The following is a 12,433-nucleotide window of genomic DNA, read 5'->3' on the forward strand; positions in this document are numbered from 1 at the left end:
AACATGGATCGCGAGGAAGACAAGAACACGATCAGCCGCCGCCAGGTGGTTGGGACCGCCGCGGTCGGCGCGGCGGGCCTGGCGGGTGGGCTCGGTCTCGGCAAGGCCGTTGCGCCCGAGCAGGCGGCCGCGCAGGGAAGTCCCGCGGCCCGCGCCGGGACCCAGAAGATCGAGGTCGCGCCGGGCGAGCTGGACGAATACTACGTGTTCTTCTCGAGCGGCCAGACCGGCGAAATCCGCATCATCGGCATGCCGTCGATGCGCGAGCTGATGCGTATTCCCGTCTTCAACCGCGACAGCGCCACCGGCTGGGGACTGACCAACGAGTCGCTCAAGATCCTGACCGAAGGCCTCACCCAGGAGACGCGCGACCGGCTCAAGGGTCGGATGAACGGGGTCTGGCAGAACGGCGACTGCCATCATCCGCACATGTCGTTCACCGACGGCACCTATGACGGGCGCTACATCTTCATCAACGACAAGGCCAACACGCGTCTCGCCCGCATCCGCACCGACGTCATGAAGTGCGACAAGATCATCGAGTTGCCGAACCAGTACACCATTCACGGCATGCGCCCGCAGAAATATCCACGCACGGGCTACGTCTTCTGCAACGGCGAATACGAGGTGCCGCTTCCGAACGACGGCAAGGTGCTGGACGACAAGACCAAGTATTGGTCGATGTTCTCGGCCGTCGACGGCGACACCATGAAGATTGCCTGGCAGGTGATCGTCGACGGCAATCTCGACAACACCGACGCCGACTACCAGGGCAAGTATGCATTCTCGACCTGTTATAATTCCGAGAAGGGCGTCACTCTCGCGGAGATGACCGCGAGCGAAACCGACTGGATCGTGATCTTCAACCTCAAGCGCATCGAGGACGCCGTCAAGAAGGGCGATTTCAAGGAGATGAACGGCGTGCCGGTGATCGACGGGCGCAAGGGGTCTGCCTACACTCGCTACGTTCCGATCCCCAACAGTCCGCACGGGATCAACACCGCGCCGGATGGCATCCATGTCGTGGCCAACGGCAAGCTGTCGCCGACGGTCTCCGTCTTCGACGTCCGCAAGTTCGACGATCTGTTCGATGACAAGATCAAGCCGCGCGATACGGTCGTCGCAGAGCCGGAGCTGGGATTGGGTCCGCTGCACACCGCCTTCGACGGTAAAGGCAACGCCTACACCACGCTGTTTCTCGACAGTCAGGTCTGCAAGTGGAACATCGAACAAGCCAAGCGCGCATTCAAGGGTGAGAAGGTCAACCCGATCATCCAGAAGCTCGACGTCCACTACCAGCCGGGCCACAACCACTCCTCGATGGGCGAGACCAGGGAGGCCGACGGGAAATGGCTGATCTCGCTCAACAAGTTCTCCAAGGACCGCTTCATCAACGTCGGTCCGCTCAAGCCGGAGAACGACCAGCTGATCGACATCTCGGGCGATCAGATGAAGCTGGTACACGATGGCCCGAGCTTCGCCGAGCCGCATGACGCGGTCATCGTGCACCGCTCCAAGCTGGAGGGAAAGGTCATCAGCATCTGGAAGCGCGACGACCCATACTTCGCGGATGCGGTCAAGCAGGCCAAGGCCGACGGGGTCACGCTCGAGAGCGACGCCAAGGTGATCCGGGACGGCAACAAGGTGCGCGTCTACATGTACTCGGCCGCGCCCGCCTACGCGCTCGACAAGTTCGATGTCAAGCAGGGCGACGAGGTGACGGTCTACGTCACCAACATCGACGACGTCGAGGACCTGACCCACGGCTTCTGCATCGTCAACTACGGCATCAACATGGAGATCGGTCCGCAGCAGACCTCGTCGGTCACCTTCGTCGCCGACAAGCCCGGCGTCTACTGGTACTTCTGCACATGGTTCTGCCACGCCATGCACATGGAAATGCGCGGGCGCATGCTGGTGTCGCCGCGGAACGCGTGACGATGCGGTGCGCGCGTCACCTGGCGCTCTGGACGCTGGCGGCTCTCGCAGCCGCGGGTCTCGGTGCGCGCGCAGCCTCGGCGGAAAAGCATTTCGTCACGCCGGAGGCCGGCGACGTCCAACGAATTCTGGACGCCGCCGCCGACGGCGACGAAATTTGGCTGGCCGCGGGGACCTACCGAGGCCCGCTCCACATTGCGCATCGGCTTGTCCTCTCCGGAGCCGCCGGCGCGGTCGTCGCCGGTTCGGGGAAAGGCAGCGTCATCACGATTTCGGCGCCGGGTGCGGTCGTGCGCGGGCTGGAGGTGCGCGGCTCGGGGCGGTCGCTTGAAACCATGGACTCGGGAATTTTCGTCGAGCAGTCGGCGCGTGGCGCCGTCGTGGAGGACAACCGTCTCGAGGACAACCTCTTCGGGATGTACTTTCACGGAGCGCCTGACGCGGTGGCGCGCCACAACGTCGTCGTCGGACTGCGCCAGGCGCGCAACAGCGAGACCGGCAACGGAATCACGGTCTGGAACGCCCCGGGTGCCAAGGTGCTGGATAACGATTTCAGGTACGGGCGGGACGGCATCTTCGCGATCACCAGCCGCAACAACGTGGTGAAAGGCAATCGCTTCAGCGACCTGCGATTCGCGGTCCACTACATGTACACCAACGACAGCGAGATCGTCGGGAACGTCTCGAAGAGCAATCTCATCGGCTACGCGCTGATGTTCTCCAGGAAGCTCGTGGTACGGGACAATGTCTCCGACCACGACCGCGATCGTGGCATTCTCTTCAACGCGTCCAATTACGATGAAATTTCCGGCAACACCGTGATTGGCGGATTGCAGTCCGCCGAGCGTTGGGCGACGTCGGACAACCGCGCCGCGGACGAAGGCGTGCCCCAGGCGGAAACGACTTCGTCGGCGCCCATTCGAGACCAGCGGATCGGTCCCGAGAAGTGTGCCTTCATTTACAACACCAACAAGAATCGGATCGAACGCAACTGGTTCGAGGGCTGCGAGATCGGCGTACACTTCACCGCCGGCTCCGAGGGGAACGACATCACCGGCAACGCTTTCGTCAACAACGCCGCCCAGGTGAAATACGTCGGCACCCGCCATCTCGACTGGTCGAAGAACGGCCGCGGCAACTACTGGAGCGACAATCCGGCGTTCGACCTCAACGGCGATGGTGTCGCCGACACGGCCTACCGGCCGAACGGCCTCATCGACCGCGTGCTGTGGACGGCGCCTGCCGCGAAGCTCCTGATCAACAGCCCCGCCGTCCAGGTGATCCGCTGGGCCCAGGCCCAGTTTCCGGCGCTGCTTCCCGGCGGCGTGGTTGACAGCCATCCGCTGATGTCGCCGCCGAAGCGCCAGGCGGCCGAGGTAGTGCGATGACCGGCACGGTGCGTGTCACCGACGTCACCAAGGAGTACGGCCAGGTCAAGGCCGTCCGCGGCGCCTCGTTCGAGTTGGGGCAGGGCGAACTGGTGGCCTTGATCGGCCACAACGGCGCCGGCAAGACGACATTGATGAAGCTGATGCTCGGGCTCATCCGTCCGACCGGCGGATCGATCGAGGTGCTCGGCGACAATCCGGCCGCCGGAGAGTTTTCGGGGAGACGGCGGCTCGGCTATCTGCCGGAGAACGTCTCGTTCGACGCAGCCCTGACCGGCCGCGAAACACAGGCGTTCTACGCCAGGCTGAAGCGGGAGCCGATCGCGAAAGCGCTGGAACTGCTCGACACGGTCGGGCTCGGCGTCGCCGCCGGGCGCCGCGTCGGCACCTATTCGAAGGGCATGCGACAGCGGCTTGGCCTCGCCCAGGCGCTGATCGGGCATCCCAAGGTGCTGCTGCTGGACGAGCCGACCACGGGCCTCGACCCGGAGCTGCGGCAAACCTTCTACGAGATCATCGCGCGGCTCGCGGCCCAGGGCGCGACGGTGCTGCTCTCCTCGCATTCCCTCACCGAGCTCGAGGAGCGCGCGGGGCGCGTGATCATCATGAACCGCGGCGTCAAGGTCGCCGACGGCTCGATCGAACGGCTGCGCAACATCGCGCAGCTGCCGACCAGGATTCGGCTGAAGGTCGCCGGGCTCTCGCCCGCCGAATTGCCGCCGTGGCTGCCGAGCGGTGCGACCTGCAGACGGCTCAATGGCCACATCGTCGAGATCGATGCTGCGCCGGACCGGAAGATCGAGCTTCTGCACTGCGCAACGGCCGCGGGCAATTCCGTGGAAGACGTCGATGTGGTCCAGCCGACTCTCGATGAGCTCTACGTCCACTTCCTCGGGCAGGCCGAGGTGACGTCATGAACGTGCCGATCATTGCGGCCAAGGAAATCCATCAGGCGATCCGCAATCGCTGGGTGCTGGCCGCGACTCTCCTGCTCGCCGGGCTTGCCCTGTCGTTGACCTTTCTCGGCAGCGCGCCGACCGGCAGCGTCGGCGTCCGTGCCCTCGACGTCGTCATCGTCAGCCTTTCGAGCCTGACGATCTTTCTCGTTCCGCTGATTGCGCTTCTGATCTCGCATGACGCCATCGTCGGCGACATGGAGCGCGGCACGATGCTGTTGCTGCTCAGCTATCCCGTCGCGCGATGGCAGGTGCTGATTGGCAAGTTCCTGGGGCACCTCGCGGTATTGGGGTTCGCGACATGCTTCGGCTACGGGGTCGCCGTCGGCGCGTTGGCGGCGACCGGAAGCCGCATCGACCTCGACAGCCTTCTGGCCTTTGCAGCGATGATCGGTTCATCCGTTCTGCTCGGCGCCGTGTTCGTCGCAATCGGCTATCTGGTGAGTGCCCTGGTGCGCGACCGCGGGACGGCGGCCGGTGTCTCCATCGGACTTTGGCTGCTTCTCGTCCTGATCTACGACATGGCCTTGCTCGGCCTGCTCGCGCTCGACCAGGGCCGTCACATCTCCGCAGTGGCGTTGAATGCGATGCTTCTTCTCAACCCGACGGACGTCTACCGGCTATTCAACCTGACCGGATTTGCCAATGTCAGCACCTTCGCGGGCATGGCCGGACTTGCCCAAAGCTCGTCCTTGTCCGTCCAGGCGCTGTTGTCAGCGTTGACGTTGTGGACGTTGGTCCCGCTGGGCCTCGCCGCAATTGCCTTCGCCCGGAGAGAGCTATGAGGCGCCTCGCCATCGCCTTCGCGCTGCTGGCTTCGGTTACGCTGGCCGCCTGCCAGAAGGAGGCGGCGCAGCTTCCCGTCCCGCAGAAAATGACCGCCGAGGCCATCGGCCACTACTGCGGCATGAACGTGCTCGAGCATCCCGGGCCGAAGGGGCAGATCTTTGCCGCGAGCCTGATCGAGCCGGTGTGGTTCTCGTCCGTGCGGGACACCATCGCCTTCACCCTGCTGCCGGACGAGCCGAAAGACATCCAGGCGATCTATGTCTCCGACATGGCCAAGGCGCCGAGCTGGGACAAGCCGGGCGTCGACAACTGGATCGAGGCGCGCAGCGCGCTGTTCGTGATCGGCAGCCACGTCAAGGGTGGGATGGGCGGCGACGAACCCGTTCCGTTCTCGGACCGCGCGGCGGCGGAAAGATTTGCCGCCGAGAATGGCGGGCGCGTGGTGCCGTTCTCCGAAATCCCGCGCGACTACGTGCTGGCGTCGGGCGAGCCGCCGGACCCGTCCGCGTCTGGGCAGTCGAACTAGGAGAAGGCCATGCAGACACCGCTCTCACGTCGACGGTTCATCCGGATCTGCGCGGCAGCCGCGGGGCTGCCGGCCTTGTCGCTGGCAAGCAAATCGGAAGCCGCCACCGACCCCGTCACCTGGCGCGGAACCATGCTCGGCGCCATCGCGACGATGGAGATCCATCACCCGGATCGAAGCGAAGCCCGGCGGTTGATCGGGGCCTCGCTTGCCGAAGCGCGTCGTCTGGAGCGCCTCTTCAGCCTGTATCTGAAGGATTCCGTACTGGTCGAACTGAACCGGACCGGCATTCTGGTCGACCCGCCGGCCGAGATGGTCGATCTGCTGACGATCTCGAAGCGCTATGCCCAGTTAACCGGGGGCATGTTCGATCCGACCGTGCAGCCGCTCTGGTCGCTTTATGCGGCGCACTTTTCGAAGCCGAATGCCGACCCAAACGGACCGCCGCGCGCCGAACTGGATGTCGCCCTTGCTCATGTCGACTGCAAGAATCTCGAAATCAGCCGCGACCGCATCGCGATGCCGCGCGGCTTCGCCGTCACCCTGAATGGCATCGCCCAGGGCTACGTCACGGACAGGGTGGTCGACCTGCTGCGCGCCGAGGGCGTCGCTCACAGCCTCGTCGACATGGGCGAACCGCGCGCGATTGGGGCCCGTGCCGATGGAGCGCCCTGGGAAGTCGGCGTTGCGGACCCCGAGGTCGTCGGGCGGGCCGCAGCCGTCTTCCCCATCGTCGACCGCGCGGTGTCGACATCCGGCGCCTACGGGTTCCAATTCGACCCGCAAGGCCGCTTCAATCATCTGTTCGATCCGGCAACCGGCGGCTGCGCCAATCGTTATCGCAGCGTCACCACGGTCGCGTTCGACGCCACCGCGGCGGACGCGATGTCGACCGCGTTCAGCTTCATGCCGCCTGCCGAGATCCGGGCCTTGATGACCGACGCCAGTATCGAGCGGGTTCATCTGATCGACGCCCAGGGCGCCGCCCTGGATCTTGTTGCGTAGCGCTTCCCAGCATTCAACCGAGAAGGAGAACCACATGAAACGATTGGTCTTCGCCGCGATCTTCATGGCCGCGGGCTTCGGGCAAGCCTGCGCCCAGGATGCCGCCGCCGGCGAAAAGGCGTTCGCGGTCTGCAAGGCGTGCCATCAGGTGGGAGACAACGCGAAGAACGCCGTGGGACCCGTCCTCAATGGACTCTTCGGACGCAAGGCGGGCTCGGTCGAAGGCTACAACTATTCCGATGCCAACAAGAAGTCGGGCCTCACCTGGGACGAAGCGACCTTCTCGGAATACATCAAGGATCCGAAGGCAAAGGTCCCCGGCACCAAGATGGCCTTCGCCGGCATCAAGGACGAGCAGAAGATCAAGGACCTGATCGCCTACCTGCACACGTTCGACAAGGCGCCAGTCAAGCTGAGCCAGCAATAGGCCGCACCAGCGTTGCGAGCCTATGCGAGCGTGGCGCCTGCATGGGCGGCAAGGCGGCCGGCTGCCTCGGTCGCCATTTTCTCGATGATGTCGGAGGCCGGCTCGATCGCGCCGATGAGTCCCGCGGCCTCGCCGAACCAGACGGCGGCATTGTCCGGATCGCCCTCCGCGAAGGCTTGCCGGTAGCGGGGGCCCTCGACGGCCGCGCTCTGCTCCAGCAAGTCCTCGCGACCGTGCCAGCGCGCGGTGAAGGCGTTGCGGCGAACCCTGGCCGTGAAACCGCGCGGCCAGGGAATCTGGCGCGCAATGTCGACGATGGTCGTTCGGATGGTCTCGTCGCCGCTCGCTTCGACGATCGCCTCGTGATGCCGGCGATGCACCAGCGCCTCCGCGGACGCCCACAGGCGCGTCCCGACCAGCACGCCCTCGGCTCCGAGCATCAGCGCGGCGGCAAGCCCCCTGCCATCGGCGATGCCGCCTGCCGCGACCAGCAGGGCGTCGGGCGCATGGGCGGCGAGCAGATCGGCCGCTTCCGGCACGAATGAGAGTGCCCCTCGCAGGGCCCCGTGCCCGCCTGCCTCTGCATTCTGCGCGACGATGATGTCCGCGCCGACGTCGATCGCATCCCACACATGGTCGATGGTCTGGCACTGGCATATCACCAGCGCGCCGGCGTTTCTGATCTCGGCGACGAAGGGCCGGGGATCGCCAAAGGACAGCATCACCGCCACCGGCTTGCGCCTGAGGACGTCGGTGAGCAGCGACGGAGATTTTCGCAGGGACCACGTGATGAAGCCGACGCCGACGCGTTGGCCGGCGGCGACGTCGAACTGCTCGTCCAGCCACGTCGAATCGCCGTAACCGCCTCCGATGAGGCCGAGGCCGCCGGCCGCACTGACGGCGGCCGCCAGGGCGCCGCCGGCGGCGAAGGCCATGGGCGCGGAAATGATGGGATGGCGAATGTTCAGCGTGCGGGTCAGTCGGTTCGTGATGACAGCCATGGTCGGGGCCTCCAGACGCGGCGATCAGGCCACCGATCCTGCATCCGCACAAATGAATTGTCCTGATGGACCATTCTCAATGAGAGAACGTGCGACCTTCCCGTTCCTTGGCAATTTCAGTGTGAGAGGGGGCAATCCCCGGGCTGGGGCCGACGAGGCCCATTCTTGCCTTTACCTCTGGGCCGGAGCCCTTTATTAGAACAATCAAATATTTGAATTTGAAAGGCAAACCGGATGGCCCTGCCGAAGATCAAGATTGTCGACTCGTCCCTCGACGTCGACAAGATGGCCGGCAACGCCCACCTGGCGAGCGAGTTCCTCAAGGCGCTCGCTCACGAATCCCGCCTTCTCATCCTCTGCCTGCTGACCGAAGGGGAGAAGACGGTGGGCGAGCTCGAGGAGCTGGTCTCGCGGCGGCAATCCACCGTCTCGCAGCAACTGGCGCGGCTGCGGCTCGACGGCCTGGTCTCCGCGCGCCGCGAGGGAACGACGATCTATTACCGTCTCGCCGACGGGAAGGTTCAGGTCGTGCTGGAGGCGCTCTACAAGGTCTTTTGCGGCAGCCGGGCCGGCCGACGTTAGTCCGGCGCGCGAATTCGCGATCCGCCGCGGACCGGGAGCGGCATGACCCGCCGGATCAGCCGGTGTGCCGGATCAGGAAGCGATAGACGCCGCCGTCGGCCGCCGATTCTACGAGCTCGTTGCCTGTCGTCTTGCAGAAGGCGGCGAAATCCGCGACCGAGCCGGGGTCGGTCGACAGCACCTCGAGCGTGCCGCCCGCCGGAACGTCCTTCAACGTCTTCTTCGCGCGCAAGATCGGGAGCGGGCAGTTGAGACCCTTTGCGTCGAGTGTCTTGTCGGCCATTGGCGGTTCCTGCTGTCGGATCGTCGGATGGTTGAAGGTTGGGCTGGTCGTCGAGCGTCAGATGAAGAGGTTGATGTCCGATTTCAGCGCTTTCTCCATGTAGGTCGCGGCACCGCCGAGCGAAAGATTGTCGATCATGTCCTCGGTCTTGAACTCGAACAGGTCCATCGTCATCTGACAGGCGATCAGCTTGATCTCGGATTCGATCGCGGCCTCCCGCAGCTCCTCGATCGAGGCGACGCCCTTCTTCTTGATCATGTTCTTCATCATCAGCGAGGCGCCGGCATCGACGCCGGGCAGCATGGCGACGATGTTGGGCATGCCCATGTGCATGCCCATCATCGGCATCTTCATCGCGGGATTGCCGAGCGCCGAGACCTGCAGATCGAGCTTCTTCTTCAGCAGCGACAGCCCGTAGAACGTGAAGAACATGGTCACATCGACGCCCATGGCGGCGGCCGTCGTGCCGAGGATGAAGGGCGGATAGGCCCAGTCGAGCGTGCCCTTGGTGACGATGATCGTCATCGTCTTGGCGTTGGCGCTGCCCATTGCTGCGTCAGACATTCTATTCTCCGGATCGTTCGATGGCGGACGTCAAGGGGCGTTCAGCCGGTGGAGACCTTCTTCAGCTTGGCGATGCCGAGCATGCCAAGCGCGGCCGTTTCGTAGAACGGCTCGCTGGAGCCCTTGCGCATCTTGCGCAGGAAGTACTTCTCGAAGCCGATCTTGGCGGCATGGACCCATTTTCCGGACGACGACCAGTTGATGTTGCGCGGCGGAATCTGGGGCTGGGCGACGAAGGCGATGCCCGAATCGCCGAAGTCGGCGAGACAGACCGCGTTCCATGTGCCCTGGTGGGTCGGTTCCTTGCCGCGCAGCAACTGGCCGATGTTCATCGCCGTCGCGGTCACCATGGACTCGATCATGAAGCCGGTCTTCGGCACGCCGCACGGCACCGGCGTGGGGCCGACCGGGGGAATGGCGACGCAGACGCCGACCGAGAAGACGTTCTTGAACTTCGGATTGCGCTGATGCTTGTCGACCAGAACGAACCCGCGCGGGTTGACCAGGCCGTCGATGCCGCGCAGCGGGGCGATGCCGCGGAACGCCGGCAGCATCATCGAGAAACCGAACGGAATCTCGCTGGTACCCTTGACGGAGCCGTCCTCGGCGATCTCCTCGATCGTCATCTTGCCGTCATCGACGCGTTTCACGCGCGAGTTGGTCATCCATTTGATGTGATGCTCGCGCATCTCGCTCTCGAGGATGCCCTTGGTGTCGCCGACGCCGTCGAGGCCGAGATGGCCCACATACGGCTCCGCCGTCACGAACGTCATCGGGACGCGATCCCTGATCTTGCGGCGACGCAGCTCGGTGTCGAGGATGAACGTGAATTCGTAGGCGGGCCCGAAGCATGACGCGCCCTGGACCGCGCCGACCACGATGGGTTTCGGGTTGGCGCAGAACGCCTCGAAATTCGCGGCCGCCTTCTCCGCGTGGTCGATGTGGCAGATGGAATTGGTGAATCCGTTCGGACCCAGGCCCTCGATCTCGTCGAAGGCGAGCTCGGGCCCGGTTGCGATGACCAGATAGTCGTAGCGCAGCGTCGAGCCGTCCTCGAGCTGGAGCCGGTTCTCGTCCGGCATGACCTTGCTGACCGGAACCGCCTTGAACGCGATGCCGCGCCTCGCGAAGGTCGGCGCCAGATCGACCTCGATCGACTCGCGCGTGCGCCAGTTGACCGCGACCCAGGGGTTGGAAGGAACGAAATGATAGACGGGATCCTTCGTGACGACCGTGAGCTTGTCCTCCGGTCGCATCTGATCCTTCATCTCGTAAGCCATGATGACGCCGCCAAGCCCCGCGCCCATGATGACGATTTCCGCCACGGCCGTCCCTCCATGTTTGGCAGGCGGGTATGACAACCTCGCCCGTTCTTTATATTATCAGTATATTCGACTATTCAGATTTGTCTAATCATCTCTGATTGGATTGTCGCGCGCGCAAATGGGAACGATGTGCAATGGCTGGCGAAGTCGATGCGGACGGATATCTCGTTGATCCCGCTGATTGGACGGAAGAGTGGGCGATCGCCACTGCGCGCGCCGCGCAGCTCGAGCTGACGCCCGAGCACTGGGCCGCGATCCGCTTCATGCGCGCGTTCCTGGAGCTTCATCAGGTCGCTCCCGACGCGCGGTTCGTCATGCGCCATCTGAGCGAGACGAGCGGAGCGCCGCGCAATCGTCTGTTCGAGCTGTTTCCCTACGGCTATCCCGGCCAGGCCTGCAAGATTGCGGGCATGCGGCGGCCACGCGCCTGGAGCACCGGCTGATCCGGCGCGGCGTGCGCGCAGGCGTTCAGGTCTTGGTCTGCGCAGCCGCCCAGTCGCCCATCGATCGCGCCCAGCGTGCGGCCGTTGGCGCGTCGAGTTCGAGAATGGTGTAGCGGCTGCCTTCGCGGATGGTGACGCGCAGGAGCCGCATGCCGCTCTCGAAGTCGACCTCCGCGAGCCAGATCTCACGGCCGTAGGGTGCCGCAATGGTGTCGATCCGCGTGTTCGCCGTCGTCATTTTGCGGTCCGCTCTCCGCGATAGAAGGCAAGCTCGAGGATAGCCTCCCATTTGCGCGGTGTGTCCGGAAACTCTGGCTTGATATCGAAGTAGAGATGGATCTCGCCGCGGCGCGCGGCCTGCACCACGAGATCCTCGAGCTGGTCGAACGTCGTAATGTCCGGGTGGGCGATGAGGAGATCGCTGATCTGGGCCATTGCTGTCTCAATCCTCCGATCGGCCGATGCGGCCATGGTAGCGAATTCTGTAGAGCAGGCGGCCGCCGGTCGCGGCGGAGCGGAAGGCGCTCCGGTCGTGCAGGACGTTGTTGCAGATCAATCCCTGGCCCGGCGACATCCTGGTGCGCAGCACGAGGGGATCGGTGCCCAGGATCCGCTCGAGCGCGGCGACGGCCCTTCTGGTCGGCTCGTCGTTGCGCCACACGATGTTGCGCTTGCGGGCCGTGTAGCGCATGCCGAGCGTGCCGCCGGGCTGCACGAAGAACACCGGCCCAACATTGACCGGCCGGATGGTACCGTTTGCCTCGGCATTCTCCGGAATGCTCATGGCGGACGAATGCATCAGCGCGACGATATGCGCCGGGTCCTCGTCGCGCAGCCTGATATAGGCGATCTCGGGGTCGAGCAGCCGGTTTTCTCCGCCGTGCTCGGCGCCTTGCGCGCAATGCAGCAGCATCGCCTGCACCGAACGGCCGGCACCGTGAAAGTTGTAATAGCCGTCGGTGTGCCAGGCGATGGCCCGATCTGTGTAGGGAATATAGCCGTAGCGTTCGCCGCCCTGGACCGCCTCGATGCGCACGACGCCGTCGGCCTCGGCCGATCGATGATCCTCGATCGCGCGCAGGCCGAAGGTCGCGCCGAACGAAAGCAGGCTCGCTCGCACCGACGCTTCGTCGTCGTCGATGTGGCCGAATGCATAGACGGCCATGTTGGCCCGATCGCAAGAAGCTGCGATTGCGTCGCGTTCTC

Annotated in this window: 16 protein-coding genes; 9 read left to right on the forward strand and 7 right to left on the reverse strand. The window is 64.6% G+C overall.

Annotated features, from left to right (window positions below; genetic code table 11):
• Positions 1-3: 3 nt before the first annotated feature.
• From nosZ to KGM94_RS00585, 7 genes are all read left to right on the forward strand, one after another.
• Entirely contained in the window at positions 4-1,938 is a 1,935-nt protein-coding gene (gene nosZ / locus KGM94_RS00555; RefSeq protein ID WP_300253815.1) for a TAT-dependent nitrous-oxide reductase, read from the forward strand.
• 2 nt (positions 1,939-1,940) lie between these two features.
• The gene (locus tag KGM94_RS00560; protein ID WP_300253915.1) at positions 1,941-3,326 is read left to right on the forward strand and encodes a nitrous oxide reductase family maturation protein NosD; all 1,386 of its coding nucleotides are present in this window, start codon (positions 1,941-1,943) and stop codon (positions 3,324-3,326) included.
• Positions 3,323-4,243 (forward strand): ABC transporter ATP-binding protein, encoded by a 921-nt coding sequence (locus KGM94_RS00565; protein ID WP_300253817.1) that lies wholly within the window; start codon positions 3,323-3,325, stop codon positions 4,241-4,243. Before KGM94_RS00560 ends, KGM94_RS00565 begins: the two co-directional genes overlap by 4 nt.
• Positions 4,240-5,067: an ABC transporter permease gene (locus KGM94_RS00570; protein WP_300253819.1), complete on the forward strand. Its 828-nt coding sequence runs from the start codon at positions 4,240-4,242 to the stop codon at positions 5,065-5,067. The genes KGM94_RS00565 and KGM94_RS00570 overlap by 4 nt, the downstream gene beginning before the upstream one ends.
• Complete coding sequence (locus KGM94_RS00575) at positions 5,064-5,597, forward strand: nitrous oxide reductase accessory protein NosL (protein WP_300253821.1); 534 nt, start codon at positions 5,064-5,066, stop codon at positions 5,595-5,597. Before KGM94_RS00570 ends, KGM94_RS00575 begins: the two co-directional genes overlap by 4 nt.
• A gap of 9 nt (positions 5,598-5,606) precedes the next feature.
• The gene (locus tag KGM94_RS00580; protein WP_300253823.1) at positions 5,607-6,602 is read left to right on the forward strand and encodes an FAD:protein FMN transferase; all 996 of its coding nucleotides are present in this window, start codon (positions 5,607-5,609) and stop codon (positions 6,600-6,602) included.
• A gap of 64 nt (positions 6,603-6,666) precedes the next feature.
• Positions 6,667-7,029 (forward strand): cytochrome c family protein, encoded by a 363-nt coding sequence (locus KGM94_RS00585; protein ID WP_300253917.1) that lies wholly within the window; start codon positions 6,667-6,669, stop codon positions 7,027-7,029.
• 20 nt (positions 7,030-7,049) lie between these two features.
• On the opposite strand, the gene KGM94_RS00590 is transcribed toward KGM94_RS00585, so the two are convergent.
• Complete coding sequence (locus tag KGM94_RS00590; RefSeq protein ID WP_300253825.1) at positions 7,050-8,030, reverse strand: nitronate monooxygenase; 981 nt, start codon at positions 8,028-8,030, stop codon at positions 7,050-7,052.
• 234 nt (positions 8,031-8,264) lie between these two features.
• Here KGM94_RS00590 and KGM94_RS00595 point away from each other — a divergent pair, with 234 nt between their 5' ends.
• Positions 8,265-8,612, forward strand: coding sequence for a metalloregulator ArsR/SmtB family transcription factor (locus KGM94_RS00595; protein ID WP_300253827.1), 348 nt, complete (start codon positions 8,265-8,267; stop codon positions 8,610-8,612).
• Between the two features lie 55 nt (positions 8,613-8,667).
• Here the strand turns inward: KGM94_RS00595 and KGM94_RS00600 are convergent, their stop codons facing one another.
• Genes KGM94_RS00600 through KGM94_RS00610 form a run of 3 tightly spaced genes read right to left on the reverse strand, consistent with a single transcriptional unit; the run spans position 8,668 to position 10,784 of the window.
• Positions 8,668-8,895: a sulfurtransferase TusA family protein gene (locus KGM94_RS00600; protein ID WP_300253829.1), complete on the reverse strand. Its 228-nt coding sequence runs from the start codon at positions 8,893-8,895 to the stop codon at positions 8,668-8,670.
• Positions 8,896-8,952: 57 nt separating this feature from the next.
• Positions 8,953-9,459 (reverse strand): DsrE/DsrF/DrsH-like family protein, encoded by a 507-nt coding sequence (locus KGM94_RS00605; protein WP_300253831.1) that lies wholly within the window; start codon positions 9,457-9,459, stop codon positions 8,953-8,955.
• A gap of 41 nt (positions 9,460-9,500) precedes the next feature.
• The gene (locus tag KGM94_RS00610; protein WP_300253833.1) at positions 9,501-10,784 is read right to left on the reverse strand and encodes an FAD-dependent oxidoreductase; all 1,284 of its coding nucleotides are present in this window, start codon (positions 10,782-10,784) and stop codon (positions 9,501-9,503) included.
• Positions 10,785-10,918: 134 nt separating this feature from the next.
• Here KGM94_RS00610 and KGM94_RS00615 point away from each other — a divergent pair, with 134 nt between their 5' ends.
• Positions 10,919-11,227 (forward strand): TusE/DsrC/DsvC family sulfur relay protein, encoded by a 309-nt coding sequence (locus KGM94_RS00615; RefSeq protein WP_300253835.1) that lies wholly within the window; start codon positions 10,919-10,921, stop codon positions 11,225-11,227.
• Positions 11,228-11,252: 25 nt separating this feature from the next.
• Here the strand turns inward: KGM94_RS00615 and KGM94_RS00620 are convergent, their stop codons facing one another.
• The 3 genes from KGM94_RS00620 to KGM94_RS00630 are packed head-to-tail and all read right to left on the reverse strand — an operon-like array spanning position 11,253 to position 12,392.
• Positions 11,253-11,465, reverse strand: coding sequence for a hypothetical protein (locus KGM94_RS00620; RefSeq protein WP_300253837.1), 213 nt, complete (start codon positions 11,463-11,465; stop codon positions 11,253-11,255).
• Positions 11,462-11,662, reverse strand: coding sequence for a sulfur relay protein DsrC (locus tag KGM94_RS00625; RefSeq protein WP_300253839.1), 201 nt, complete (start codon positions 11,660-11,662; stop codon positions 11,462-11,464). The genes KGM94_RS00620 and KGM94_RS00625 overlap by 4 nt, the downstream gene beginning before the upstream one ends.
• Before the next feature lie 7 nt (positions 11,663-11,669).
• The gene (locus tag KGM94_RS00630; protein ID WP_300253841.1) at positions 11,670-12,392 is read right to left on the reverse strand and encodes a TauD/TfdA family dioxygenase; all 723 of its coding nucleotides are present in this window, start codon (positions 12,390-12,392) and stop codon (positions 11,670-11,672) included.
• Positions 12,393-12,433: the final 41 nt, after the last annotated feature.

It is taken from the genome of Bradyrhizobium sp. (assembly GCF_028868675.1).
Taxonomy (GTDB): Bacteria; Pseudomonadota; Alphaproteobacteria; order Rhizobiales; family Xanthobacteraceae; genus Bradyrhizobium.

What these genes read in the sequence shown, in the direction of transcription:
- nosZ (WP_300253815.1), top strand. Translation starts at nt 4, where the DNA reads ATGGATCGCGAGGAAGACAAGAACACGATCAGCCGCCGCCAGGTGGTT.
- KGM94_RS00585 (WP_300253917.1), top strand. Translation starts at nt 6,667, where the DNA reads ATGGCCGCGGGCTTCGGGCAAGCCTGCGCCCAGGATGCCGCCGCCGGC.
- KGM94_RS00575 (WP_300253821.1), top strand. Translation starts at nt 5,064, where the DNA reads ATGAGGCGCCTCGCCATCGCCTTCGCGCTGCTGGCTTCGGTTACGCTG.
- KGM94_RS00580 (WP_300253823.1), top strand. Translation starts at nt 5,607, where the DNA reads ATGCAGACACCGCTCTCACGTCGACGGTTCATCCGGATCTGCGCGGCA.
- KGM94_RS00595 (WP_300253827.1), top strand. Translation starts at nt 8,265, where the DNA reads ATGGCCCTGCCGAAGATCAAGATTGTCGACTCGTCCCTCGACGTCGAC.
- KGM94_RS00620 (WP_300253837.1), bottom strand. Translation starts at nt 11,465, where the DNA reads ATGACGACGGCGAACACGCGGATCGACACCATTGCGGCACCCTACGGC.
- KGM94_RS00615 (WP_300253835.1), top strand. Translation starts at nt 10,919, where the DNA reads ATGGCTGGCGAAGTCGATGCGGACGGATATCTCGTTGATCCCGCTGAT.
- KGM94_RS00605 (WP_300253831.1), bottom strand. Translation starts at nt 9,459, where the DNA reads ATGTCTGACGCAGCAATGGGCAGCGCCAACGCCAAGACGATGACGATC.
- KGM94_RS00625 (WP_300253839.1), bottom strand. Translation starts at nt 11,662, where the DNA reads ATGGCCCAGATCAGCGATCTCCTCATCGCCCACCCGGACATTACGACG.
- KGM94_RS00570 (WP_300253819.1), top strand. Translation starts at nt 4,240, where the DNA reads ATGAACGTGCCGATCATTGCGGCCAAGGAAATCCATCAGGCGATCCGC.
- KGM94_RS00590 (WP_300253825.1), bottom strand. Translation starts at nt 8,030, where the DNA reads ATGGCTGTCATCACGAACCGACTGACCCGCACGCTGAACATTCGCCAT.
- KGM94_RS00630 (WP_300253841.1), bottom strand. Translation starts at nt 12,392, where the DNA reads ATGGCCGTCTATGCATTCGGCCACATCGACGACGACGAAGCGTCGGTG.
- KGM94_RS00600 (WP_300253829.1), bottom strand. Translation starts at nt 8,895, where the DNA reads ATGGCCGACAAGACACTCGACGCAAAGGGTCTCAACTGCCCGCTCCCG.
- KGM94_RS00565 (WP_300253817.1), top strand. Translation starts at nt 3,323, where the DNA reads ATGACCGGCACGGTGCGTGTCACCGACGTCACCAAGGAGTACGGCCAG.
- KGM94_RS00560 (WP_300253915.1), top strand. Translation starts at nt 1,941, where the DNA reads ATGCGGTGCGCGCGTCACCTGGCGCTCTGGACGCTGGCGGCTCTCGCA.